Annotated in this window: 21 protein-coding genes; 10 read left to right on the top strand and 11 right to left on the bottom strand. The window is 59.0% G+C overall.

The genetic code is table 11. The annotated features are described in order from the left end of the window. Nucleotides 1-2 precede the first annotated feature (2 nt). A complete protein-coding gene (locus GOW98_RS00375; RefSeq protein ID WP_170328938.1) occupies nucleotides 3-782 on the bottom strand; it encodes an SDR family oxidoreductase in 780 nt (259 codons plus the stop codon). A gap of 74 nt (nucleotides 783-856) precedes the next feature. Beyond that, nucleotides 857-1,219, bottom strand: coding sequence for a nuclear transport factor 2 family protein (locus GOW98_RS00380; protein WP_170328940.1), 363 nt, complete (start codon nucleotides 1,217-1,219; stop codon nucleotides 857-859). A gap of 109 nt (nucleotides 1,220-1,328) precedes the next feature. Between GOW98_RS00380 and GOW98_RS00385 the strand changes: the two genes are divergently transcribed. From GOW98_RS00385 to GOW98_RS00395, 3 genes are all read left to right on the top strand, one after another. Continuing rightward, entirely contained in the window at nucleotides 1,329-2,933 is a 1,605-nt protein-coding gene (locus GOW98_RS00385; protein WP_170328942.1) for a peptide chain release factor 3, read from the top strand. 18 nt (nucleotides 2,934-2,951) lie between these two features. Next, complete coding sequence (locus tag GOW98_RS00390; RefSeq protein WP_170328944.1) at nucleotides 2,952-3,890, top strand: glycosyltransferase family 2 protein; 939 nt, start codon at nucleotides 2,952-2,954, stop codon at nucleotides 3,888-3,890. Between the two features lie 186 nt (nucleotides 3,891-4,076). Continuing rightward, a complete protein-coding gene (locus GOW98_RS00395) occupies nucleotides 4,077-5,435 on the top strand; it encodes a DEAD/DEAH box helicase (RefSeq protein WP_170328946.1) in 1,359 nt (452 codons plus the stop codon). 97 nt (nucleotides 5,436-5,532) lie between these two features. Here GOW98_RS00395 and GOW98_RS00400 read toward each other — a convergent pair whose 3' ends face one another. Genes GOW98_RS00400 through GOW98_RS00410 form a run of 3 tightly spaced genes read right to left on the bottom strand, consistent with a single transcriptional unit; the run spans nucleotide 5,533 to nucleotide 7,525 of the window. Beyond that, nucleotides 5,533-6,435 carry an EamA family transporter gene (locus GOW98_RS00400; RefSeq protein WP_170328948.1) on the bottom strand — a complete coding sequence of 301 codons (903 nt, stop codon included), beginning with the start codon at nucleotides 6,433-6,435 and terminating at the stop codon, nucleotides 5,533-5,535. Nucleotides 6,436-6,456: 21 nt separating this feature from the next. Next, nucleotides 6,457-7,329: a fatty acid desaturase gene (locus tag GOW98_RS00405; protein WP_170328950.1), complete on the bottom strand. Its 873-nt coding sequence runs from the start codon at nucleotides 7,327-7,329 to the stop codon at nucleotides 6,457-6,459. Continuing rightward, nucleotides 7,322-7,525 (bottom strand): DUF2061 domain-containing protein, encoded by a 204-nt coding sequence (locus GOW98_RS00410; protein ID WP_170328952.1) that lies wholly within the window; start codon nucleotides 7,523-7,525, stop codon nucleotides 7,322-7,324. The genes GOW98_RS00405 and GOW98_RS00410 overlap by 8 nt, the downstream gene beginning before the upstream one ends. Nucleotides 7,526-7,632: 107 nt before the next feature. Between GOW98_RS00410 and GOW98_RS00415 the strand changes: the two genes are divergently transcribed. Both GOW98_RS00415 and GOW98_RS00420 read left to right on the top strand, forming a co-directional pair. Beyond that, nucleotides 7,633-8,508 carry a helix-turn-helix domain-containing protein gene (locus GOW98_RS00415; RefSeq protein WP_170328954.1) on the top strand — a complete coding sequence of 292 codons (876 nt, stop codon included), beginning with the start codon at nucleotides 7,633-7,635 and terminating at the stop codon, nucleotides 8,506-8,508. 83 nt (nucleotides 8,509-8,591) lie between these two features. Next, nucleotides 8,592-8,774, top strand: a complete 183-nt coding sequence (locus tag GOW98_RS00420) for a hypothetical protein (RefSeq protein ID WP_170325170.1) — start codon at nucleotides 8,592-8,594, stop codon at nucleotides 8,772-8,774. Between the two features lie 6 nt (nucleotides 8,775-8,780). On the opposite strand, the gene GOW98_RS00425 is transcribed toward GOW98_RS00420, so the two are convergent. From GOW98_RS00425 to GOW98_RS00435, 3 genes are all read right to left on the bottom strand, one after another. Next, nucleotides 8,781-9,542: an SDR family oxidoreductase gene (locus tag GOW98_RS00425; protein WP_170328957.1), complete on the bottom strand. Its 762-nt coding sequence runs from the start codon at nucleotides 9,540-9,542 to the stop codon at nucleotides 8,781-8,783. Further along, nucleotides 9,539-11,002, bottom strand: coding sequence for a carnitine 3-dehydrogenase (locus GOW98_RS00430; protein ID WP_170328959.1), 1,464 nt, complete (start codon nucleotides 11,000-11,002; stop codon nucleotides 9,539-9,541). The genes GOW98_RS00425 and GOW98_RS00430 overlap by 4 nt, the downstream gene beginning before the upstream one ends. A 115-nt stretch (nucleotides 11,003-11,117) precedes the next feature. Further along, on the bottom strand, nucleotides 11,118-12,035 hold the full coding sequence (locus GOW98_RS00435) for a 3-keto-5-aminohexanoate cleavage protein (protein WP_170328961.1): 918 nt from the start codon (nucleotides 12,033-12,035) through the stop codon (nucleotides 11,118-11,120). 131 nt (nucleotides 12,036-12,166) lie between these two features. Between GOW98_RS00435 and GOW98_RS00440 the strand changes: the two genes are divergently transcribed. Next, a complete protein-coding gene (locus tag GOW98_RS00440; RefSeq protein WP_170328963.1) occupies nucleotides 12,167-13,153 on the top strand; it encodes a GlxA family transcriptional regulator in 987 nt (328 codons plus the stop codon). Between the two features lie 69 nt (nucleotides 13,154-13,222). On the opposite strand, the gene GOW98_RS00445 is transcribed toward GOW98_RS00440, so the two are convergent. From GOW98_RS00445 to GOW98_RS00455, 3 genes are read right to left on the bottom strand one after another with little or no spacing between them, the layout of a single operon-like run. After that, the gene (locus GOW98_RS00445) at nucleotides 13,223-14,269 is read right to left on the bottom strand and encodes an aldo/keto reductase (RefSeq protein WP_170328965.1); all 1,047 of its coding nucleotides are present in this window, start codon (nucleotides 14,267-14,269) and stop codon (nucleotides 13,223-13,225) included. A gap of 37 nt (nucleotides 14,270-14,306) precedes the next feature. Further along, nucleotides 14,307-14,765 (bottom strand): DNA polymerase III subunit chi, encoded by a 459-nt coding sequence (locus GOW98_RS00450; RefSeq protein ID WP_170328967.1) that lies wholly within the window; start codon nucleotides 14,763-14,765, stop codon nucleotides 14,307-14,309. 4 nt (nucleotides 14,766-14,769) lie between these two features. Next, the gene (locus GOW98_RS00455; RefSeq protein ID WP_170328970.1) at nucleotides 14,770-16,236 is read right to left on the bottom strand and encodes a leucyl aminopeptidase; all 1,467 of its coding nucleotides are present in this window, start codon (nucleotides 16,234-16,236) and stop codon (nucleotides 14,770-14,772) included. 240 nt (nucleotides 16,237-16,476) lie between these two features. Between GOW98_RS00455 and lptG the strand changes: the two genes are divergently transcribed. The 4 genes from lptG to pdxA are packed head-to-tail and all read left to right on the top strand — an operon-like array spanning nucleotide 16,477 to nucleotide 21,945. Next, nucleotides 16,477-17,577: an LPS export ABC transporter permease LptG gene (lptG, locus tag GOW98_RS00460; RefSeq protein WP_170328973.1), complete on the top strand. Its 1,101-nt coding sequence runs from the start codon at nucleotides 16,477-16,479 to the stop codon at nucleotides 17,575-17,577. Next, a complete protein-coding gene (locus GOW98_RS00465; protein WP_170328975.1) occupies nucleotides 17,577-19,739 on the top strand; it encodes an LPS-assembly protein LptD in 2,163 nt (720 codons plus the stop codon). The genes lptG and GOW98_RS00465 overlap by 1 nt, the downstream gene beginning before the upstream one ends. Continuing rightward, the gene (locus GOW98_RS00470; RefSeq protein WP_170328977.1) at nucleotides 19,730-20,983 is read left to right on the top strand and encodes a peptidylprolyl isomerase; all 1,254 of its coding nucleotides are present in this window, start codon (nucleotides 19,730-19,732) and stop codon (nucleotides 20,981-20,983) included. Before GOW98_RS00465 ends, GOW98_RS00470 begins: the two co-directional genes overlap by 10 nt. Further along, entirely contained in the window at nucleotides 20,980-21,945 is a 966-nt protein-coding gene (gene pdxA, locus GOW98_RS00475; RefSeq protein ID WP_170328979.1) for a 4-hydroxythreonine-4-phosphate dehydrogenase PdxA, read from the top strand. Before GOW98_RS00470 ends, pdxA begins: the two co-directional genes overlap by 4 nt. Nucleotides 21,946-22,001 lie beyond the last annotated feature (56 nt).

The following is a 22,001-nucleotide window of genomic DNA, read 5'->3' on the forward strand; positions in this document are numbered from 1 at the left end:
TTCTACATCGTCAAATTGGTTGCACCACCGTCCAGCAGGATGTTCTGCCCAACGATGAAGCCAGCATGTTGCGAGCACAGGAACGCACAGGTCGCGCCGAATTCCTGCCGCGACCCATAGCGCCGCGCCGGGATCGTCGCTGCACGCTGCGCACGTGCTTCGTCAATGGAAACCCCTTGTTGGGCTGCCACACCGCCATCCAGCGCATCCGCGCGGTCGGTGGCGTGGATGCCCGGCAGCAGATTGTTGATCGTGACACCATGCGGTGCCACTTGCCGCGATGTCCCGGCCACATAACCGGTCAACCCGGTGCGAGCCGCATTCGACAGACCCAACGCTGCAATCGGTGCGCGTACGGATTGCGATGTGATATTCACCACCCGACCCCAGCCCTTGTCCATCATCCCCGGCAGCAATGCCTTCATGAAGGCGATCGGCGTCAGCATGTTGGCGTCCAACGCCTTGATGAAGTCTTCGCGCTCCCAATCCGACCACATACCCGGTGGCGGGCCACCAGCGTTTGTCACAAGGATATCAACACCCTGCGCTGCCTCGATCACGCGGGACTGACCTTCGGTCGAGGTTACGTCGCAGGCCACTGTCTGGATATCCACGCCGTATGCAGATCGTAAACGCGCGGCTTCGGCTTCCAACGCCTCGGCCCCCCGCGCGTTCATCACCAAGTCAGCACCCGCCTGAGCCAAAGCCTCGGCGCAGCCCAGACCCAAGCCTTTACTGCTGGCGCAAACCAGAGCGCGTTTTCCTTGAATTCCCAGATCCATAAGGTCCTCCCCATCTTTTGTTGCCCGCATGTCTAGCATCGCTCAGACAGGGAAAACCAGAAACTGTTCTATGCTCAGTAAAAGAACTCTTCCCGCACAATTTTGCCGTTGGCCACGTGATAAACGCCTATTTCGCGCATATCGAACGCCTCGCCGGATTCTTTCACTTTGCCCTGCACTTCGAAGATCACGGCAAAGCGGTCATCCCCATGCGGGAACGGATCGCTGACCGATGCGCCAGAAACTTCGTGCGCACCTTCCCACCATTCATGCTTGCCGCGAATGGCGTCGCGCCCATGCGTTTCGCGACCCATATCCATAAAATCCTGTGCTTCGACCGAAACGGCATCTTCAGCATAGAGCTTTTCCAGATTTTCCTTGGCGCGATCCTCGCGGCAGCCAGCGACCAGTTCGTCAGCAATCTCTTTCAAATTCATTGGTCTTCTCCATCGTTTGTTCACTATATGTTCTTATTGCCATAGGTGTACGATTCGAACCACCCCCTTTGTCTTGCTTCGGCGGGTTTCCCCGCCTATACGCGCGGTCATGCTAGATACCTCGAACCAACCCGTATTGCCGCCCGAGATCGCTCGGCGCCGGACATTCGCCATCATCTCGCATCCTGATGCGGGCAAGACGACGCTGACTGAAAAGTTCTTGCTGTATGGCGGTGCGATTCAGATGGCTGGTCAGGTGCGCGCAAAAGGTGAGGCACGTCGGACCCGTTCGGATTTCATGCAGATGGAAAAGGATCGGGGCATTTCGGTTTCGGCTTCGGCAATGTCGTTCGACTATGGCAATTTCCGGTTCAACCTTGTGGACACACCCGGCCACTCGGACTTCTCGGAAGACACCTATCGCACGCTGACCGCCGTGGACGCCGCTGTCATGGTGATCGACGGGGCGAAAGGTGTGGAAAGCCAGACGCAGAAACTGTTCGAGGTCTGCCGCCTTCGCGATCTGCCGATCCTGACCTTCTGTAACAAGATGGACCGCGAAAGCCGCGATACGTTCGAGATCATCGACGAAATTCAGGAAATGCTGGCGATCGACGTCACGCCCGCCGCGTGGCCAATTGGCGTTGGGCGCGATTTCATCGGCTGCTATGACATGTTGCGCGACCGGCTGGAACTGATGGACCGCGCCGACCGCAACAAGGTGGCCGAAAGCATCAAGATCGATGGTTTGGACGATCCGAAACTGGCTGAACACGTACCTGAGCACCTTCTTGAAAAGCTGTTGGAAGAGGTTGAGATGGCACGCGAGCTGCTGCCCGCGCTGGACCCTCAAGCAGTACTTGAAGGGCATATGACCCCGATCTGGTTCGGCTCGGCGATCAACTCGTTTGGTGTGAAAGAACTGATGGAAGGCATCGGCGACTATGGCCCACAGCCACAGGTTCAGTCCGCCGAACCGCGTCAAATTGCTCCGGATGAAAAGAAAGTCGCCGGCTTTGTGTTCAAGGTGCAGGCCAACATGGACCCCAAGCACCGCGACCGGGTGGCTTTTGTCCGCATGGCCTCGGGCCATTTCAAGCGCGGCATGAAGCTGACCCATGTGCGGTCGAAAAAGCCGATGGCGATCTCGAACCCGGTGCTGTTCCTGGCCTCCGACCGCGAACTTGCCGAAGAGGCTTGGGCCGGTGACATCATCGGCATCCCGAACCACGGGCAGCTGCGCATCGGTGACACGCTGACCGAAGGCGAAGCGTTGCGCGTGACTGGTATCCCATCGTTTGCGCCGGAACTGCTGCAAACAGTTCGCGCGGCGGATCCGTTGAAAGCCAAGCACCTGGAAAAGGCCCTTATGCAGTTTGCTGAGGAAGGCGCGGCCAAGGTGTTCAAACCCTCGATTGGCTCGGGCTTTATCGTCGGTGTTGTCGGTGCACTGCAGTTTGAAGTGCTCGCCAGCCGGATCGAGATGGAGTACGGCCTGCCCGTCCGGTTTGAGGCGTCTCAGTTCACCTCGGCTCGTTGGGTCAGCGGTGAAAAGGCTGAGGTTGACAAATTCGTCAACGCCAACAAGCAACACATTGCCAACGATCATGACGGTGACATCGTTTACCTGACCCGCTTGCAATGGGATATTGATCGGGTCGTACGCGACTACCCGGCGTTGAACCTGACGGCGACCAAGGAAATGATGACGTGACCCAGCCAAAGGCCGCATATGGTCGGTAACCCGACCTGGGGCATCGTCTCAACGGTCCGGGGCTCTGCTCCGGACATCCTGCGCTTCGCGGCCTATCACCTCGATCTTGGGGCCGATCGGCTTTACATCTATTTGGACGAACCCAACCCCGAAGCCTTCGACAAACTGAACCGGCATCCACAGATCCAAGTCCGAACTTGCGACGCCAGATTCTGGACCTACCGGCAGCGCGAACGTCCGGAAAAACACCAGACTCGCCAGACTGCAAACGCCACGTTTACCTATCGCAAGGCCAGTGAAGACTGGTTGGCTCATCTGGACATAGATGAGTTCCTCTGGTCGCCCCATCCCATCGTCGCACTGCTGGCGGATGTTCCGGACCACATCCCCGGCGTGCGCGTTCGACCGATCGAGGCCATGGCCGGAGGTGATGATCTTTACAAAGCCTATATCCCCAAAGGTCCAAACCGCGACGCGGTAGTGCAAGAGCTGTATCCAAATTACGGGGCTTTCGTTCTTTGCGGGTTTCTAAGCCATGTTCAGGGCAAGCTATTTGCCCGCACTGGGCTGCAAAAAATCAATTACCGCATCCACAACCTGTTTCAGAATGGAGAAGTCCTGCCCTGCAAGGTCGAACTGCCCGGGGTCGAGCTTTGCCATCGGCACGCACCCGATTGGCAGCATTGGCAGGCCCACTACCGGTTCAGGTTGGAGCGCGGCTCGTACAAACCCGGCATGTCCCCCAACGTTCCACGTGAGCGTGGTGGTATGAACATGAACGAGCTACTCAATTGGATAGAGGCCGAGGAGGGCGAGGACGGGCTGCGCGCCTTTTTCGATGAACTCAGCGGAGCTGCCCCAGACGTGCGTGCGCGTCTTACGCAATATGACCTAATCCGGCACCGACCGCTGGATCTGGATGGCAAACTCACGAAACACTTCCCTGGAAGTATTTGAATTGTTGCGCATAATCCGCACCATTAGAGCGTGGAAAATCCTAAAAAGGTCTTCATTTGACCCTGACCAACGATTTTGTTATGTCCCCCACCAAGCCGAAATTGCGCAATGACGCGTATGGCCATCCGGGCCCGGCAAACCTTTGACGCGCGGGCCAGGTCTAGTGTCCGCATGAACCGGACATACATGACAAAGTTTAACGAACTGAACCTGAACCCGAAGGTCCTCAAAGCCATTGAGGAAGCCGGATACGAAACCCCCACCCCGATCCAGGAAGGTGCGATTCCACCTGCGCTTGAGGGCAAGGATGTTCTGGGGATCGCCCAGACCGGCACCGGCAAGACTGCCAGCTTTACGCTGCCGATGATTACCCTGCTGGCCCGTGGCCGTGCCCGTGCGCGCATGCCGCGCTCGCTGGTGCTGTGCCCGACGCGGGAACTGGCCGCACAGGTGGCTGAAAACTTCGACACCTACACCAAGCACCTCAAACTGACCAAAGCGCTGTTGATCGGCGGCGTCAGCTTTAAGGAGCAAGAGGCACTGATCGACCGTGGTGTCGACGTGCTGATCGCCACTCCGGGCCGTCTGCTGGACCATTTTGAACGCGGCAAGCTGCTGCTGACCGGCGTTCAGATCATGGTGGTGGATGAGGCCGATCGGATGTTGGATATGGGCTTTATCCCAGATATCGAACGCATCTTCTCGCTGACCCCGTTCACGCGCCAGACCCTGTTCTTCTCGGCCACCATGGCATCTGAGATTGAACGGATCACCGATACCTTCCTGTCCGCCCCTGCCCGGATCGAGGTTGCCCGTCAGGCCACCGCCTCCGAGACCATCGAACAGGGCGTGGTCATGTTCAAAGGCGGCCGCCGTGATCGTGAAGCCAGCGCCAAGCGCAAGGTTCTGCGCGCTCTGATCGACGGTGAGGGTGAAAAGTGCACCAACGCGATCATCTTCTGCAACCGCAAGACGGACGTGGATATTTGCGCGAAGTCGCTGAAGAAGTACGGCTACAACGCTGCCGCGATCCATGGCGATCTGGACCAGTCGCAACGGATGAAAACGCTGGATGGTTTCCGCGATGGATCTCTGCGACTGCTGGTTGCCTCGGACGTGGCCGCGCGCGGGTTGGATATTCCGTCGGTCAGCCATGTTTTCAACTTCGACGTCCCAGGCCATGCCGAGGATTACGTCCACCGCATCGGCCGCACCGGACGCGCCGGACGTGAGGGCAAGGCGATCACCATCTGCTCTGGCCGCGATGAAAAAGCCCTGGATGCAATTGAGAAACTGATCCAGAAGGATATCCCGCGACTGGACAATCCGGTCAAGGAAGAGCCGAAGGCCGAAAAGCCGAAGCCTGAGAAAAAAGCGAAGCCTGAGGACGGCAAAAAAGCTGAAAGCAAAAGAGGCGACCGCAAGAAGGACAAAGAGCCCAAAGGCCGCGGCCGTCGTGATGACAACGGCCCCGCGGTTGTGGGTATGGGCGATCACATGCCCAACTTCATCGCGCTGAGCTTTGATGAGCGCCGCGCTGGCTAGTCGGGTTTGATTGCATTGAACCGGTTTTCGCTGCCTCTCGCCTGACGGCTCGAACGCAGAAAACCAGAGCTTCTGCGACCGTGAAATCAAACACGACCTAAATTGCCAGCACTAGCGCAAGAATAGACACACCAAGCAACGTCATCCCGGCGATCTCACGCCGGGTGATGCTTTCCCGAAAAAACAGAAGCGAGGCGAACAAGCTGAGCAGCAGCTCGACCTGCCCCAGCGCTTTGACATAGGCCGCATTCTGCAGCGTGAAGGCCAGAAACCAGCAGAACGAGCCGCACAGGCTGGTCAGGCCGACAAACACGCTGGTCTGGCGGGTCTGCCACACTGCAAGCAGTTCGGCCCGGTCACGCCACAGAAGCCAGATCCCCATGCTGAGAAACTGGAATGTCACCACAACAGCCAGCGTCACCAGCGCGCGAAACCACGCATCGATATCGCCCAGCTCCAGCGAGGCACCGCGATAAGTGACTGAGGAAAAGGCGAACAGCACCCCCGACCCCAGCCCCAGACGCGAGGCGCGGTTGGTCAAGTGCTTCCACCACACTCCATCGCCTCCGGGGGATTTCGACAGCAGCAGCACCGCCAGCAGACCCAGTAAAATCGCCACCAATGCCCCAGCCGAAACCTGATCGCCCAGCACGAGAAATCCGACAATGGCGGTCTGGATCACCTCGGTTTTCTTGAAGGTAATTCCAACGGCAAAGTTGCGTTGCTTGAACAGGGCTACGACGCAGATGGTAGCCAGAATCTGCGCCGTTCCGCCGATGACGGCGAACAGAAAGAACTTAGCTGTCAAAGGCGGCAGACTGAAACCGGTCACCTGCAGCGCCACAAACAGCCCCAGCAGCGCCAGCGGCAGCGAATAGGCAAACCGGGCAAAGGTCGCGCCAGCCGCTGTCAGCTTTACCGTGCTGAGCGACTTTTGCAGCATGAACCGCACGGTCTGGAACGAGGCCGCGGCGATGGTAACGGGAATCCATAAACTCATGGTTTCCCTTGTGTCGTGAAATCAACCCTTTGGCCAGAGAGGATGGGCCACCGGGTCCTTTGCCCGCAGGAGGTATGACCGGAAAATCTGCGCATATGAGCGGTAGACATAGGCCTCATTTCGGGCCTGATACCGGTCTTTCTCCGAACGGTAAATGGCGGGTAACAGATACCACGGCGCACCCGGATTCATATGATGAACGACGTGCAGGTTGTTGTTCAAAAACAGAAAAGCCAACGGACCTCGATCTTCGATGATTACCGTACGGGCACCGGCAGTTTTATGCGCGCGGTGTTCCAGAAAGGTTCGGATTTTGACCAACCCCAATCCGAGATAGGCCGAGAACACATAGGCCCAGATCGGCATGTTAGACTGCGCCACAACCCACAGAACTACCGCGACTCCAGGCAGATGCAGCGCCCAAGCTTGTAGAACATCTCGCCCGCCGCGCAACTCGTTGCGCAGGAACATGACCTGCCCGATGGCCGGCCCCAAAACGATCCGCCCTAGCAGAGTGTTGTTCACACTCAGCAACCACCGTAGCCAACTGCTCAAGGTGCCCCAGACCATCGGGTCCAGATAGTTGGATTCGGGGTCGTCATAAGGATCGGTCAGTGTTTCGTCCCGGTGATGCGCCAGATGCAAGTCACGGAACCTCTGATACGGAATGAACAGGGTCAACGGCAGAGCCATCAGTGCCTCGTTCAGCCACTTTGCTCGGAAAGGATGACCGTGCAGCGCCTCATGTGTGAGGGAAGAATGTAACGCAGCCACGACTGCCATCGCCGGGATCGCCAGCCACAACGGCAGAAGGAACACCACGGCCAACCACGCGCCATAACACGCAGTGATCAGGGCCAACGTGCCCCATTCGGGTGTCGCGGGCCTAGACATTGCGGCCCCACGAGATGCCAGCCCAGATACGCTCGTAAATCACGTACATGGTCAGGCCGATGGCCGTATTTACAATCGCCAGTGTGCCGCCAATCGCAGCCGACCCGGTGGCAATCAAACCCACCAGAGTCATCACGATCAAGCCCATCACATTCCACAGCACAGCCTTCACGACCGATCTTCGCCGTGTCTCCATTCCGTCACCCTTATTATTGTTATGTCGTTAAAATTAAGGGTCAAAGACTCCGTTGAAAATTCTGAATATGATTAACAAAACTCATCATCTGTGATATTTAAAAACACATGCAGGATAAAATCGACAAACGAGACCGCGCGGCGCAATTCCGCCAACGACTTTCCCGCGCCATGGAAGAGCGTCACGTCAGCCAAAGCGCGCTGTCGCGACGTATCGGCGTGGATCGCTCAACCGTATCGCAGCTTTTGACTGATGAGGGTGCGCGGCTTCCGAACGCGCATGTCGTCGGGAGTTGCGCCTCTGCCCTTGGGGTTTCAGCGGATTGGTTGCTGAGCCTTTCAAACCGGCCGGAAAGCGCAGCAGAACTGCTGGCTAGTTCTCTGACTATGACCGAGGCCCCACGTGCGCTGGTGGACGAGCGGATATTTGAATGGCACCAAGAAGCTGCTGGTTATAAAATCCGTTATGTCCCAGCGACTTTGCCCGACATGTTAAAGACCCGCGCCGTGCTGGAATGGGAATACGCGCCGCATCTGGGCCGCACGGCAGATCAGGCCATCGGTGCCTCGGCGGACCGGCTGACATGGATGCGCAGCGCCCAGTCGGACTATGAAATTGCCATGCCGCTGTATGAGATCGACAGTTTTGCCCAGGCCTCAGGCTATTACGAAGGGCTTTGCCCCAAAATCCGGCTGGAACAGATCGACCACCTGCTGGAGATCTGCGAACAACTCTACCCCCGCCTACGCATCTATCTGTTTGACGCAAAACGGCTTTATTCCGCACCGGTAACCATTTTCGGACCCCTGCTCTGTGTATTTTATGCAGGCAGCCACTACATGGCCTTCCGCGACCGCGACCGGATTGAGACATTCACGCGCCATTTCGACCGCCTGGTGCGCGAGGCCGACCTGACCGCGCGCGACTTTCCCGACCACCTCAGACAGTTGCGCGCGGCGATTTCTGGCCCACCCCAGGGTTGAGGATGCACCGGCGGCTTTCTTGTGCTATCGTCGTTCGGCGCGAACCTTCGGGTATTCCGATCAAATACGGGAGGACGATAGGAATGGACGCTATTCAAACTGCTCAATACGCACGGGCGCTCTATACCGCTCATGGTGATCAGGCCGAGGCGGAAGCCGCCAAGAAGATGCGCGAATGCGAAGCTGCAGGGAATATGCAGCAAGCACAAGACTGGCAGGCGGTCCGTCAGACCATCCGCCAGATCCGTGGGCCAAATCAGGGCTGATACGACCTAAATCTTCGGGTCAGGATTCACCGTATGGCCGTCCACGGCAATCACCTGACCCGACACCAACCGCGCCGCATCCGAGGCGAGGAACACGGCCATATTGGCGATATCCTGCCCTTCGACAAACCGCCCCATCGAGGTACCGGCTGCATAGCCGTCATAGACCTGATCGCGGGTCATGCCCTTGGCGGCCGCTTCGCGGGCCAGAACACCCTCCATCCGGGGGCCTTCAACGGCGCCGGGGCAGATGACATTGCACCGCACACCGTGTGATCCAAGCTCCATTGCCAGCGTCTTGCCTAGCCCGATCACGCCCCATTTCGCTGCTGCATAAGGCGCGCGGTTAGGATAGCCGTACTGCCCGGCGGTGGAGGATGTGATCACCATTGCTCCACTGCGTTGCCGTTTGAGGATCGGTGCCGCGTATTTCGCGCACAGGAATGCCCCCTCAAGGTTGACCGACAGACAGAACCGCCAATCCTCCAGCGCCACATCCTCGACTTGCGCTGTCGGTCCGGCGACCCCTGCATTGGCGCAGAGCGTGTCCAACCCGCCCCACGCGGCCTCGATTTCAGCGAACAACGCGGCCACGGCAGTTTCGTCCGCCACGTTTACTTCGGACCGTTTCCAGTGCGTCGGGCATCCGTCCAAGGCAGCTGTATCGACATCGGCCACCCACACCTGCGCGCCAGACGCATCGAAGGCGTCCGCCATGGCCCGGCCAACGCCCGAAGCACCGGCCGTAATCAGAACGCGCCCGCTCATGCCGGTTTCCGGATCGCGGCACCGGCGCCATCCGGATAAGGCAATCCGGCCTGCGCTTCGGCAATGCGGGCCATTGCGCCCTCAATCTCAGCCGATGGCGCGCTGGGGCGGCGGGTTTCCAGACTGACATGCAGCAGGAAGCTTTCGCCGGTGGCGATCAGCTTGTCGCCCTCATACATGTTGTGGAAGACATGCAGTTTCTTGCCCTGTCCCAGCAGCATCTGCGTTCGGATTTGGATTTTTGCGCCCGCGTGAACCTCATCGATGTAACGGATGTGGTTCTCGGCGGTGAAATAGCTGCCGCCCGAAGCGATATAGTCCGCGTCACAGCCAATGATCTCCATGAAACGGTCCGTCGCGTCGGCAAACGCCTCAAGGTACCGTGCCTCGTTCATGTGACCGTTATAGTCGGTCCAATCCAGCGGCACTGCGCGCGCGACGGTCAGAATCGGCTGGCTCAGATCCGCCTGCTCCATCGTGGGCAGAGCAACGGGTTTCAGCGCCGCGTCATGCTGGTTCAGCACCGCACCCGCGCCCCAATTCTGTGCCTTCAAAGCCCGCATCATGCCGACAAGGTTGTTGTCGCGGATACGCTCCAATTCGCGGATCGAATGCATCCCCGATTGCGCATCCGACTGATCGGCGATCATGTCGACCAGTTCATCGGTGAACTCGGGCACATCCATCAGCTTGGTCCAGGGCCATTTCAACGCTGGCCCAAACTGCGCCATGAAATGCCGCATCCCGGCCTCGCCGCCCGCCACTCGGTAGGTTTCGAACAGACCCATCTGGGCCCAACGAATGCCAAAGCCCATGCGGATCGCCTCGTCGATCTCTTCGGTTGTGGCGACACCGTCCTTGACCAGCCACAGCGCCTCGCGCCAGACGGCCTCAAGAAAGCGGTCGGCGATATGCGCGTCGATTTCTTTTTTGACATGCAGCGGGAAGAAACCGACCGATTTCAACAACTCTTGCGCGCGCTCGACCATCTCAGGCGCGTTCTTGTCTGTCGGCACCACTTCGATCAGCGGCAACAGGTATACCGGGTTGAACGGGTGCGTCACCACGATCTGTTCGGGGCGCAATGCACCGTCCTGCAATTCGGACGGTTTGAACCCGCTGGTCGAAGACCCGATGATCGCGTCCGGATCACACGCCTCTTGCAGGCCCTTGTAGACCTTGAGCTTCAGGTCCAACCGCTCTGGCACGCTTTCCTGAATCCACGCGGCACCCTGCACCGTCTCGGCTAGGTCATCGTGGAAAGTCAGTGCGCCTTCGGGGGGCAAAGGCACGTTGCTCAGCCCCGGCAGCGACCGCCGTGCGTTTTCCAGAACCTCACCAATCTTGCGCTCGGCCTCGGGGTCCGGATCGAACACCCGGACGTTCCAACCATTCAGCAAGAACCGAGCGGCCCAACCGCCACCGATCACGCCACCGCCAATAATTGCTGCTGTTTTCATCAACATTCCTCCGGCCTGAAAGCCTCCAAAGCTCACACAGGCACCATGTCTTCTTCTTTTCCCAAATACTCCGGGGGTTGGGGGCTGGCCCCCAATCCACCCAAAACAAATGCTCCTAGGCAGCCACTGGCGCCCGTTTGGTCAGCCCCAGCTTTTCACGCACTTCCTGCGGCCCGATCACCCGCGCGCCCATGTTCGACACCACGGTGTTGGCGCGCTCAACCAATTGCCAGTTCTCGGCCAGTACGCCTTTGTCCAGCCATAGGTTGTCTTCGAGCCCGACGCGCACATTGCCGCCTGCCAATACTGCAGCCGCGGCATAGGCCATCTGGTTGCGCCCCAGCGCAAAGGCACTGAAGGTCCAATCGTCGGGCACGTTGTTCACCATGGCCATAAAGGTGTTCAAATCATCCGGCGCACCCCACGGAACCCCCATGCACAGCTGGACCAGCGCGTTGGGTTCCAGAATCCCTTCTTTCACCAGCTGCTTGGCAAACCACAGATGGCCAGTGTCAAACGCCTCAATTTCGGGTTTAACGCCCATGTCCGTCATCATCTGTCCCATCGCGCGCAGCGCACCGGGGGTATTGGTCATGACGTAATCGGCCTCGGCAAAGTTCATGGTGCCGCAGTCCAAAGTGCAGATCTCGGGCAGACACTGGGCGATATGAGACACACGTTCCGAGGCCCCGATCATGTCGGTGGCTGCCTCGTTCACCGGAAACGGGCTTTCGACGCCGCCGAACACGATGTCTCCCCCCATCCCTGCGGTCAGGTTCAGCACAACGTCCACGTCGGCATCGCGAATGCGGTCCGTCACCTCGCGATACAGGTCCAGACGGCGGCTGGGCGCGCCGGTCTCGGGATCACGCACATGGCAATGCACAACGGCCGCCCCGGCTTTAGCTGCGGCAATCGCACTGTCCGCAATCTGCTGCGGCGAGCGCGGGACATGCGGGCTGCGATCCTGCGTTCCGCCCGAGCCTGTGACGGCACAGGTGATGAAGACTTCGCGGTTCATTTCCAAAGGCATGACGTTCTCCCCAAGTTATACCCTGATATGCCCGGGTTTTCCCCAGGCTTCTCCACGGATTCCGATTTGCGTTCGGGCCCGAGTTTGACGCAGCCTTGTGCAAACACTTGTCAGAATGCGAATCGAACTTGATGAAATCCGCAAAAAACATACTGCAACCCGAACATCGCGCCCTGAAAACGGCAGTGCTGGTGCTGGATGAATGCAACACGCTTAGCTTCGCATCTGCCGTCGATCCGATGCGCGCAGCCAACCGCCTCGCGGATCGTCCGGCATTCGATTGGGACTACGTCACCGCGACGGCAGAACCCGCGATGCTGACCAGTGCACTGAACGTTCCCGGCATCCCTTTAGCCCGTCTGGAAAGTTGCGACCTGATGATCGTCGTAGCCGGGTTCCAACTGGCGCGCCACGCGACACCAAGCCTGCTGGCGGGCCTGCGCCGCATCGCAGGCACCGGTGCCACGATGGCCGGCATAGACGGCGGACCCTGGCTGCTGGCCGAAGCCGGACTGCTCGACGGTCACGCCGCCACGACCCATTGGGAGGACAAGGAAAACTTTGCCGCCCGTTTCCCGGACATCGACGTGCGATCCGACAGGTATACCGTTTCCGGCAACCGCCTGACATCAGGCGGCGCGATGCCTGCGATCGAGATGCTGCTGCATATTATTGCCGCCCGCCACGGATCGGGTTTTGCCGCCCGTGTCTCTGGTTTGTTCCTGTACGATGGCGCGCCCGAGCCGACGAAGCCGCAAAGCAGAACCGGCATCCCGCATCGACATACAGCTTTGACGGCCAAGGCAAATACACTGATGGAATCGTCCCTGGACGAACCCCTGCCGCTGGCCGAAATCGCTGAAACCCTCGGCACCAGCCCCCGCACGCTGCAGCAGCAGTTCCGCCTGCGCCTGAACACCACGCCGCAGGACCACTATCTGCAACTGCGCCTGGCCGAAGCTCGCCGTCTTGTTTCAGACACCGATATGCCACTGATGGACGTGGCGCTTGCCACCGGGTTCGCCTCACAATCCAGTTTCGCCCGCGCCTTCCGCACCGCCCACGGCCTGTCAGCCCGCGACCTAAGGCAAGAGCGCACGCAGCCCACCCATCACTGACGGGTTCCCCTTCATCTGGCCAAAAATATCCCGGGGGAGTCGCGCGCAGCGCGGCGGAGGCAGAGCCCTCTAATACGGCATCGGATGAGCGCGATGGGCCTGACCGATCTCGGCCACGACCTCATCCGACAACCTTAGTTCCCTGCCAGCCAGAATACGTTCCAACTGCGTCACGGTGGTCGCTCCAAAAATGGCGGACATCATGAACGGTCGCGTCCGACACCAGGCCAGCGCCATGTGCACCGGATCCAACCCATGCCGCTCAGCGATTTCAAGATAGGCCGCAACTGCGCCCAGAACTCGATTTGATTTCCGTCCCCCCATGTCAGGGTTTAACGACATACGTGACGCATCCGGGACGGCACCGCCTTGATACTTTCCAGTCAGGAACCCTGCCCCAAGTGGCGAAAAGGCCATCAAACCAACATCCTCATGCACGCTCAGCTCGGCCATGTCCGTATCGAAATGACGGCAGAGCAGCGAGTATTCGTTCTGCACCGACGCCACCCGTGGCGTTCCCATCTGCTCGGCAATTCGCAGCCATTGCGCGGTGCCCCAAGCGCTTTCGTTCGACAGGCCGAAAGCGCGGATGTTGCCCTTGTCCACTTGCGCCTGTAGCGCCGCAAGGCAGCCCTGCATGTTGTCCAGAACTTCGTTGGTATTGTGCCCCGAGGGCGAATAGTTCCAGTTCTGCCGGAACATGTAGCTGCCCCGGTTCGGCCAGTGAAACTGGTAAAGGTCAATACAATCCGTCTGCAACCGCCGCAGCGAGCCTTCGATCGCCTCGGGAATGGTTTCACCCGTAATCCACGCACCGTCACGGGCATGGGCAAAGCCCGCGCCCGAATGCTTGGTGGCCAGAACATAGTCGCCCCGCCGCGACAGATTGGCGGCGTTCCAGTTACCCACTATCTCTTCGGTTCGGCCCACGGTCTCTTTCGAGATCGGGTTCACCGGATACATTTCGGCGGTGTCAACGAAGTTAATCCCGGCCTCCAGCGCCATGTCAATCTGCGTATGGCCATCCGCCTCGGATGTCTGTGTACCAAAGGTCATGGTGCCAAGGCATAGGTCGGTCACCATGATACCAGTGCGGCCCAAAGGCTTCATTTCCATCTGTCACTCTCCCGAGATTTACTTTGAAGCCAAAGCCTTACGCCTCGGCCTTTTTCTCCCACCGACCCGATTCCTCGGACCAGTATTGCGCCGAACATCCCGCGCCAGTCAGAGCTTTCCACTGGCCCCGCGCGCGCTGAACGGCTTCGCCATCATTGCCATCGAACAGGATGCACACCCGTTCCAGTGCCACGACCTCGTCCGGATCAACAGCCGCCCCGTCCACGGCCATGACGCAGGCCGGCTCGTTGGCGGCCTGTGGCCCGGTCGTCAGCAAAATCGGCTGCGCCGCGTCATGCGGGCCACCTTCGCGGCCATGTGGCAGAAACCCATCGTCGGATCCCAACCACAGTTTTTCATCCAACCAATCCATCCGCGCGGGATCAGTGCCCCGCACGGCGATCTTCCACCCGGCCTGCCGTGCCTTGTCCAGCAGCACCGGCAATGTGTACTCCAGAGGCTGACGGGTCAGGTGGTAGAAATAGACGGCGCCCATCAGCTTACTCGAAGTTGTCCTGTACAAAGCGGCTGAGGGCGCGAACACCCCAACCGGTTGCACCCTTGGGAGCGTAGGACGTTTCGGACGAGACAGAAGCCACACCAGCGATGTCCAGATGAATCCACGGCGTGTCCTCTTTCACGAACCGCTGCAGGAACTGCGCTGCGGTGATCGAGCCTGCAGGACGGCCGCCAACATTCTTCATATCCGCGACGCGCGATTTAAGCTGCTTGTCATAGGCCTCACCCAGCGGCATCCGCCATGCGCCTTCATCCTCGGCCTTGGCCGATTTCAGGAAGGCGTCGCAGAATGTGTCGTTGTTTGAGAAGACACCGGCATTCTCATGCCCCAGGCCGATGATGATCGCGCCGGTTAGCGTGGCCAGATCGATCATGCCCACCGGTTGGAACCGCTCCTGCGCGTACCACATCACATCGCACAGAACCAAACGGCCCTCGGCATCGGTATTGATAATTTCGACCGTGTCGCCCTTCATGGACTTGACCACGTCACCCGGACGGGTCGCGTTGCCCGAGGGCATATTCTCGACCAGACCAACCAGCCCGACCACGTTGGCCTCGGCCTTGCGCTTGGCCAGCGCGCGCATGGTGCCCGCGACAACGCCTGCACCGCCCATGTCCATGGTCATGTCTTCCATGCCACCTGCAGGCTTCAGTGAGATACCGCCAGTGTCGAACACCACGCCTTTACCGACCAATGCCAGCGGCGCATCGTCCTTGTCGCCGCCGTTCCACTGCATCACTACAACCTTCGAGGGGCTGACCGAGCCCTGCCCTACGCTCAGCAGCGTGCGCATGCCAAGTTCTTCCAGCTTGTCTTCGTCCAGAACCTCTACCTCTAGGCCCAATTCCTTCATCTCGACCAGACGGTCGGCGAATTCGGTGGTGGTCAGGACGTTGGCCGGTTCGTTGGTCAGATCGCGGGTCATCCGTACGCCATCGGCCACCGCGTATTGCGGGGCAAACGCAGCCTCGACCTCATCGGCTTTCTGATGGCTGACGGTGACGGTCCCAGCCTCGTCCGATTCCTTGGTCTTGTGCGCGTCGAAATCATACAAGCGCAGCGCGACCCCCATGGCCAGATCTTCGGCTCGGAGTTGATTGCCCGCCATCACCAGCAAGTCTTTGCCGCCGGACAGCTTGGCCAGAGCGGCTCCGGCCTTGCGTGCCTCAGCGGCATCAGGACGGCGCGGCAGAACGACGATATCCAGCGCCTCGGCCGCCATACCGCCGGGCCAGGCCAGAGAGATCACATCACCCGTTTTCACCTTTTCAAATTTGGCGCTTTCGACCAGCCGGGCAACCGCACCGCGGGTCAGACGGTTGGCGCGACGCACTGCGGGGCTCATCTTGCCATCGGGCGGAACGATCACAGCCACGCGCCCTTCGGCCTGGGCCATTACATCCACGTCAAAGGGCTGAAACCGGATTGGTACAAGACTGCTCATTGCAAACTCCTCAAAATCTGTTCCCCAAGACCTAGCCCGCGCCGGACGGCTTGACCAGATAGCAGTTTTCCCCGCGCGCCAATTGCATTACAGTCCCCGAAAAATTCCGGCAGGATCGGGGGAGAACGAGTTGGCGAGACAGGGCAGGCATAAGCCGGTGCGCATCCGCGCAGGCGACGGTGAATTCGGCCCGATGTTCGCCCATTTCCCCAAGGATGCCGTCTGGGCGGAGGCACATTCGTGATCCTCGACCGTTATTTCGCCCGCCGGTTCATTCAAAGCTTTCTGGTCATCGGCGGCATATTTCTGACACTGCTGATTCTCATTGATCTGGTCGAACAGGCCCGCCGGTTCGACTCGGAAAACCTGTCCTTCGGCACCCTGCTGCACCTAACTTTGCTGAACACACCGGCGGCGATCAGCGAAATGCTTCCACTTCTGGTGATCCTGTCCACCATCGCCCTCTTCGTCGGGATGGCGCGCAGTTCCGAGCTGGTGGTGACCCGTGCCATTGGACGCTCAGGCATCCGCGCGCTCTTGGCGCCTGTGACGCTGGCCCTAGTGATTGGGGCCCTTGCCGTGGCTCTTCTGAACCCAATCAGCGCCGCTACGTCCGAGGAATTCCAGCGCCTTTCCGACACTTATAGGAATAATGGTGATTCCGCTCTGTCGATCACCAGCGAGGGGCTGTGGTTGCGGCAAGGATCGGCGAATGGACAATCGGTCATCCACGCGCGCGGAACCACGAATGCCGAAACTCTGGAGCTAACGGGCGTGACGATCATCACGTTTTCATCAGACGGAAAACCGACGCAGCAGATCATCGCGGACATGGCCCAGTTGTCCAATGGGTCCTGGATTCTATCGAACGCAAAGATCTGGTCGCTGGACGATGACCTAAACCCCGAGTCCACGGCCGAGGTGTTCCCGCAGGTCGAGGTTCCGACTACCCTGACGCGGCAACGTATTCTCGACACCTTGGGCAAGCAGGATTCGGTTTCGGTTTACGATCTGCCCCAACTGATCCGAGACCTCCGAGAAGCAGGGTTTTCCACAAAACAGTATGAAGTCTGGCTGCAGGTTCAGCTTGCAAGGCCGTTGTTTCTGATGTCGATGGTGATGATCGGCGCCGCATTCACAATGCGCCACGTTCGCTTTGGCGGCACTGGCATCGCAGTTCTGTCGGCCGTATTGCTGGGTTTTGCCATTTATTTCGTTCGCAATTTTGCCCAGATACTCGGGGAAAACGGTCAATTGCCTATCATCGTCGCGGCTTGGGCGCCGCCCTTTGCCGCCATTCTTTTGTCCCTCGGCTTACTGCTTCATGCGGAGGACGGCTGATGCGGATGTTATCCCGCCTTCTGCTGTCAGGCACCGTTGCCCTGACCCTGCCGACTGGTGCTTTGGCCCAGACCCAGCCCGAGTCCGATCCGGCGCAGAATGCTCAACAACAAGACCAGCCCGCATTACTGGTGGCGGACGAGATTTTCATCACAGCCGACCGCGTACTGGTCGCAGAAGGCAATGTCGAAGCCTATCAGGGCGACGTCAAAATAACCGCCGACCGCGTCACCTATGATCGCGAGACTGGCATGCTAACGTTGGACGGCCCAATCCGTATCGATCAGGGCGGCGAGACGACGCTGCTTGCGAATTCGGCCGAGTTGGACGATACCATTCAGAACGGGCTTCTGATCGGTGCTCGGATGGTCTTCGACCAACAGGTGCAGATCGCCTCGGTTCAGGCCACTCGTGCAGGGGGCAGGTACACTCAATTCAGCAAAGTTTCAGCTACGTCGTGCCATGTCTGCGCCAACGGGAAACCCCCGATCTGGCAAATTCGCGCCCGAAAAGTCACCCATGATCAGGTGGAACGCCAGCTTTACTTTGAGGGGGCGCAACTGCGGGTCCTCGACGTGCCTGTCTTCTACTTTCCTTATCTGAGGTTACCAGACCCGACACTGGAGCGCGCAACCGGATTTCTGGTGCCGTCGATTCGAACCACGTCGCAACTGGGAACCGGTGTCAGGACACCCTATTTCATAAAATTGGGCGATCATAAGGACCTGACGCTAACACCTTATATCTCACCCAAGACCAAAACCTTGGGATTGCGCTATCGGCAGGCATTCAAGAATGGTCGCATCCAACTCACCGGCGCGTTAACCCGCGACGACCTGCAACCGAACGAGGACCGGGGATATCTGTTTGCCAATGGCTGGTTTAACCTGAATGACGGATTTCGTTTTACGTTCAACATCAGAACCACATCCGACGACGCCTACCTGGCCGATTACGGCCTGCCAGATCTTGACCGTCTGCGCAGCGAGGTGGCCCTTGAAAGGATCAAACGCGACACAGCGTTCCGCACCAGCTTAATCCACTACAAAACACTGCGCGACAGTGAAGATCAGGATGAAATCCCGTCACGCGTATTCGACCTGTACTATCAGAAACGCTTATTCCCAACTTCCTTGGGAGGCGAAGTACGGCTCAGTTTCATCACTCATGCGCATGAACGCACCAGCAACGAGGACATTGTAGGCCGCGACATCGCGCGCGCCACGTTTGATGCGGTATGGATGCGTAACTGGACACTTGCTTCCGGTCTGCGGGCTGAGGCCCGTGTGGGCACCTCAGTCGACGCATTCAACATTCGCCACGACAGCGAGTTTCCCCAGAATGTGACGCGTGCCACCCCGCGTGCGGCACTGACACTGCGCTATCCGATGCAACGGCGGGAACAGACCGGAGCGACTCAGGTACTTGAGCCGATTGCCCAGATTGGCTGGACCCATGTGACCGATGATGATGTGCCAAACGACGAAAGCACCTTTCAGGAGTTTGATCAGGGTAACTTGCTGGCCCTGTCGCGATTTCCGGCGCCGGATCAGCGCGAAGATGGTGTGACAGGTGTCATCGGTGTCAATTGGTCTCGCTATGCTGCCAACAATTGGCGAGCCCTGGCCACGATCGGCCAGGTCTTTCGTACCGATGCGAATCCCAATTTCAACCTGACGTCCGGCCTGCAGGGTACGTCCTCGGACCTGCTGTTGGCTGGTCAGATTCAAACCGCCAACGGCTGGTCGTTGGCAGGGCGCGGCCTGCTAAACGGGAATTTCAGCTTTACCAAGGCAGAACTCCGCGCCGCTTGGCTGCAAGAGATAGTAGGCGTGACTGGCAGTTACATCTGGCAAGAGCAAGACCCGGCCGAAAACCTGGATGAAGAGATTTCCGAAGTCAGGTTGACCGGACGTTACCGTGTAAATCAGAACTGGAACACAACGGCCTCGGCGCGCTATGACCTTAAAGAATCCGAACCGATCCGCTATGGGCTGGGGGTCACGTATCGGAATGAATGTGTGCAAGTTAACATGAACGTCAGCAGGCGCTTTACTGTGTCATCCAGTATTGAGCCTACGACAGAATTCGGCTTTACCGTAGCCCTGACGGGATACTCCGTTGACGGTGGCGGCCAACAGTTCAAGAGAAGATGCAGTTGATTTCAGGTTTCACCAGTTTCCTTCGCTCCGGTTGGCTCAAACCGGTCGCCCCCGTGCTTGTCGGGGCAATGCTGTCGATGACATCACCTCAGGTCGATGCCCAAAGCTTGTTTTCACCGGCAATCAAGGTCAATCAGGATATCATCACCTGGTACGAACTGAGCCAGCGGCAACAGTTTCTCACCGCTCTGGGTGCGCCCGGCGCTTCTGAAGACGAAGTGCGCAAGGCTCTGATAGACGAGCGGCTGCGTCGACAAGTAATGCGCGATGCCGGAATTCAGGCCGCGCCCGAAGACATTCAGGGCGGAATCGACCAATTTGCCGCGCGTGGGCAATTGTCGTCGGACGAATTCCTGCAGTTGCTGGCCGATCAGGGTGTTGATCGCGAAACCGTTCGGGATTTTGTCGCCGACCAGATCACGTGGCGGGATTACGTCAGTTCTCGTTTCCTGTCGCAGGCCCGCCCGAGCGATGATGAGATTAACCGTGCGATGGGACAAACCGACGGCGGCGGTCTTCAGGTACTCTTGTCTGAAATCATCATCCCTGTGAACCAGCAAACCGTGGCACAAGCCGAACTTCTGGCAGAAGAAATTTCTCAGTTGGAAGGCTTTGATTCTTTTTCAGCGGCTGCGACGCAATACTCAGCGGCCACCACACGCGACAATGGCGGGCGCCTGGACTGGCTGAATCTCTCCAGCCTGCCACCAGCCCTGCAACCGGTCATCATTGGACTTAAGAACGGGGATATCACCCAACCACTTTCTCTGCCCAACGCCATCGCTCTGTTCCAGATGCGCGGTCTGCGCGAGGTCGCAACCGGGACCACCAGCTACTCCGAAATCGATTACGCGATCTACAACATGCCCGGCGGACGCAGCGCCGACACTCTGGCCAAAGCGGCCCGGTTGAAAGAAGAAATCGACACCTGCGACGACCTCTACGGCATCGCCCAAGATCAACCAGCCGAAGTGTTGCAACGGACTCAGGCCAGCCCGAACGAGATCCCCCGCGACGTCGCGCTGGAGCTTGCCAAGCTGGACCTCAACGAGGTGTCCACGGCACTGACCCGAAACAACGGCCAGACACTTTTGTTCCTGATGCTTTGCACTCGCACCCGCGATCTGGGTGAAGAGACAAGCCGTACAGATGTTGCCAACGCGCTTACCCAACAACGGCTTGAGGCTTTTGCGGATAGTCTTCTGGCACAGTTGCGCGCCGAAGCGACAATCGTCGAGCAATGACGTCACCGATTGCGCTCAGCTGCGGAGACCCGGCCGGTATAGGCCCGGAAATCGCAGCCAAGGCGTGGTCGAACCTGCGCGACACTTGTCCGTTCTTCTATATCGGTGACGCAGGTCTTCTACCGCCTGACACACCGATTGCGCGTATTGCGCACTCATCCGAAGCCGCTAAAGCCTGCGCCACCGCCCTGCCGGTTCTGCACATGAATTTCCCGGCCCCCAACATTCCGGGTCAGCCGGACCCGGCCAACGCGCCCTATGTCATCGACGCAATTGAACAAGGTGTGTCGCTGGTACAATCCGGTGCCGCATCGGCACTGTGCACTGCGCCCATCCACAAGAAGGCCCTAATCGACGGGGCCGGATTTGCCTATCCCGGACATACCGAGTTTCTGGCCGCCCTCGCGGATTGCAAGCGGGTCGTGATGATGCTGGCCTCCGATCAATTGCGCGTGGTGCCCGCAACCATCCACATCCCCCTGTCGCAGGTGCCCTCCGCCCTGACACCGGATTTGCTGCGCGAGACCATCGCCATCACCGCCGAGGGTTTGCGAAATCAATTCGGCATCGTACATCCTCGCATCGCCATCGCAGGCCTGAACCCTCATGCGGGCGAAGGCGGCAAGATGGGCCGGGAAGAACTGGACTGGATCGCCCCGCTGATCGAAGACCTGCCCACTGACAGTTTCACAATCACCGGTCCGCACCCAGCGGACACAATGTTCCATGCCGCCGCCCGCGCGCGCTATGACGCGGCGATTGCGATGTATCACGATCAGGCGCTGATCCCGATCAAGACGCTGGATTTCGACCGCGGTGTAAACGTGACGTTGGGCCTGCCCTTCATCCGCACCTCTCCCGACCACGGCACGGCGCTGGATATCGCGGGAAAAGGCGTCGCCACCCCTACAAGCCTGATTGAGGCCCTGAAACTGGCCCAACGCATGGCACAAAGCTCTTGATCCTTCACCTGACCCCAAATATCTCCGCCGGAGGCAAAAAATCTCTGGCGCATCCC

The sequence above is a fragment of the Ruegeria arenilitoris genome, from assembly GCF_013032445.1.
GTDB classification, from domain to species: domain Bacteria; phylum Pseudomonadota; class Alphaproteobacteria; order Rhodobacterales; family Rhodobacteraceae; genus Ruegeria; species Ruegeria arenilitoris_F.

Excerpts from the sequence above, each read along its gene's own strand:
- GOW98_RS00435 (WP_170328961.1), bottom strand. The coding sequence starts at position 12,035 with ATGCCTTTGGAAATGAACCGCGAAGTCTTCATCACCTGTGCCGTCACA.
- GOW98_RS00470 (WP_170328977.1), top strand. The coding sequence starts at position 19,730 with ATGCAGTTGATTTCAGGTTTCACCAGTTTCCTTCGCTCCGGTTGGCTC.
- GOW98_RS00445 (WP_170328965.1), bottom strand. The coding sequence starts at position 14,269 with ATGGAAATGAAGCCTTTGGGCCGCACTGGTATCATGGTGACCGACCTA.
- GOW98_RS00430 (WP_170328959.1), bottom strand. The coding sequence starts at position 11,002 with ATGAAAACAGCAGCAATTATTGGCGGTGGCGTGATCGGTGGCGGTTGG.
- GOW98_RS00420 (WP_170325170.1), top strand. The coding sequence starts at position 8,592 with ATGGACGCTATTCAAACTGCTCAATACGCACGGGCGCTCTATACCGCT.
- GOW98_RS00385 (WP_170328942.1), top strand. The coding sequence starts at position 1,329 with ATGCTAGATACCTCGAACCAACCCGTATTGCCGCCCGAGATCGCTCGG.
- GOW98_RS00465 (WP_170328975.1), top strand. The coding sequence starts at position 17,577 with ATGCGGATGTTATCCCGCCTTCTGCTGTCAGGCACCGTTGCCCTGACC.
- GOW98_RS00400 (WP_170328948.1), bottom strand. The coding sequence starts at position 6,435 with ATGAGTTTATGGATTCCCGTTACCATCGCCGCGGCCTCGTTCCAGACC.
- GOW98_RS00380 (WP_170328940.1), bottom strand. The coding sequence starts at position 1,219 with ATGAATTTGAAAGAGATTGCTGACGAACTGGTCGCTGGCTGCCGCGAG.
- GOW98_RS00410 (WP_170328952.1), bottom strand. The coding sequence starts at position 7,525 with ATGGAGACACGGCGAAGATCGGTCGTGAAGGCTGTGCTGTGGAATGTG.
- GOW98_RS00390 (WP_170328944.1), top strand. The coding sequence starts at position 2,952 with ATGGTCGGTAACCCGACCTGGGGCATCGTCTCAACGGTCCGGGGCTCT.
- GOW98_RS00450 (WP_170328967.1), bottom strand. The coding sequence starts at position 14,765 with ATGGGCGCCGTCTATTTCTACCACCTGACCCGTCAGCCTCTGGAGTAC.
- GOW98_RS00415 (WP_170328954.1), top strand. The coding sequence starts at position 7,633 with ATGCAGGATAAAATCGACAAACGAGACCGCGCGGCGCAATTCCGCCAA.
- GOW98_RS00405 (WP_170328950.1), bottom strand. The coding sequence starts at position 7,329 with ATGTCTAGGCCCGCGACACCCGAATGGGGCACGTTGGCCCTGATCACT.
- pdxA (WP_170328979.1), top strand. The coding sequence starts at position 20,980 with ATGACGTCACCGATTGCGCTCAGCTGCGGAGACCCGGCCGGTATAGGC.
- GOW98_RS00455 (WP_170328970.1), bottom strand. The coding sequence starts at position 16,236 with ATGAGCAGTCTTGTACCAATCCGGTTTCAGCCCTTTGACGTGGATGTA.
- GOW98_RS00375 (WP_170328938.1), bottom strand. The coding sequence starts at position 782 with ATGGATCTGGGAATTCAAGGAAAACGCGCTCTGGTTTGCGCCAGCAGT.
- GOW98_RS00425 (WP_170328957.1), bottom strand. The coding sequence starts at position 9,542 with ATGAGCGGGCGCGTTCTGATTACGGCCGGTGCTTCGGGCGTTGGCCGG.
- GOW98_RS00395 (WP_170328946.1), top strand. The coding sequence starts at position 4,077 with ATGACAAAGTTTAACGAACTGAACCTGAACCCGAAGGTCCTCAAAGCC.
- GOW98_RS00440 (WP_170328963.1), top strand. The coding sequence starts at position 12,167 with ATGAAATCCGCAAAAAACATACTGCAACCCGAACATCGCGCCCTGAAA.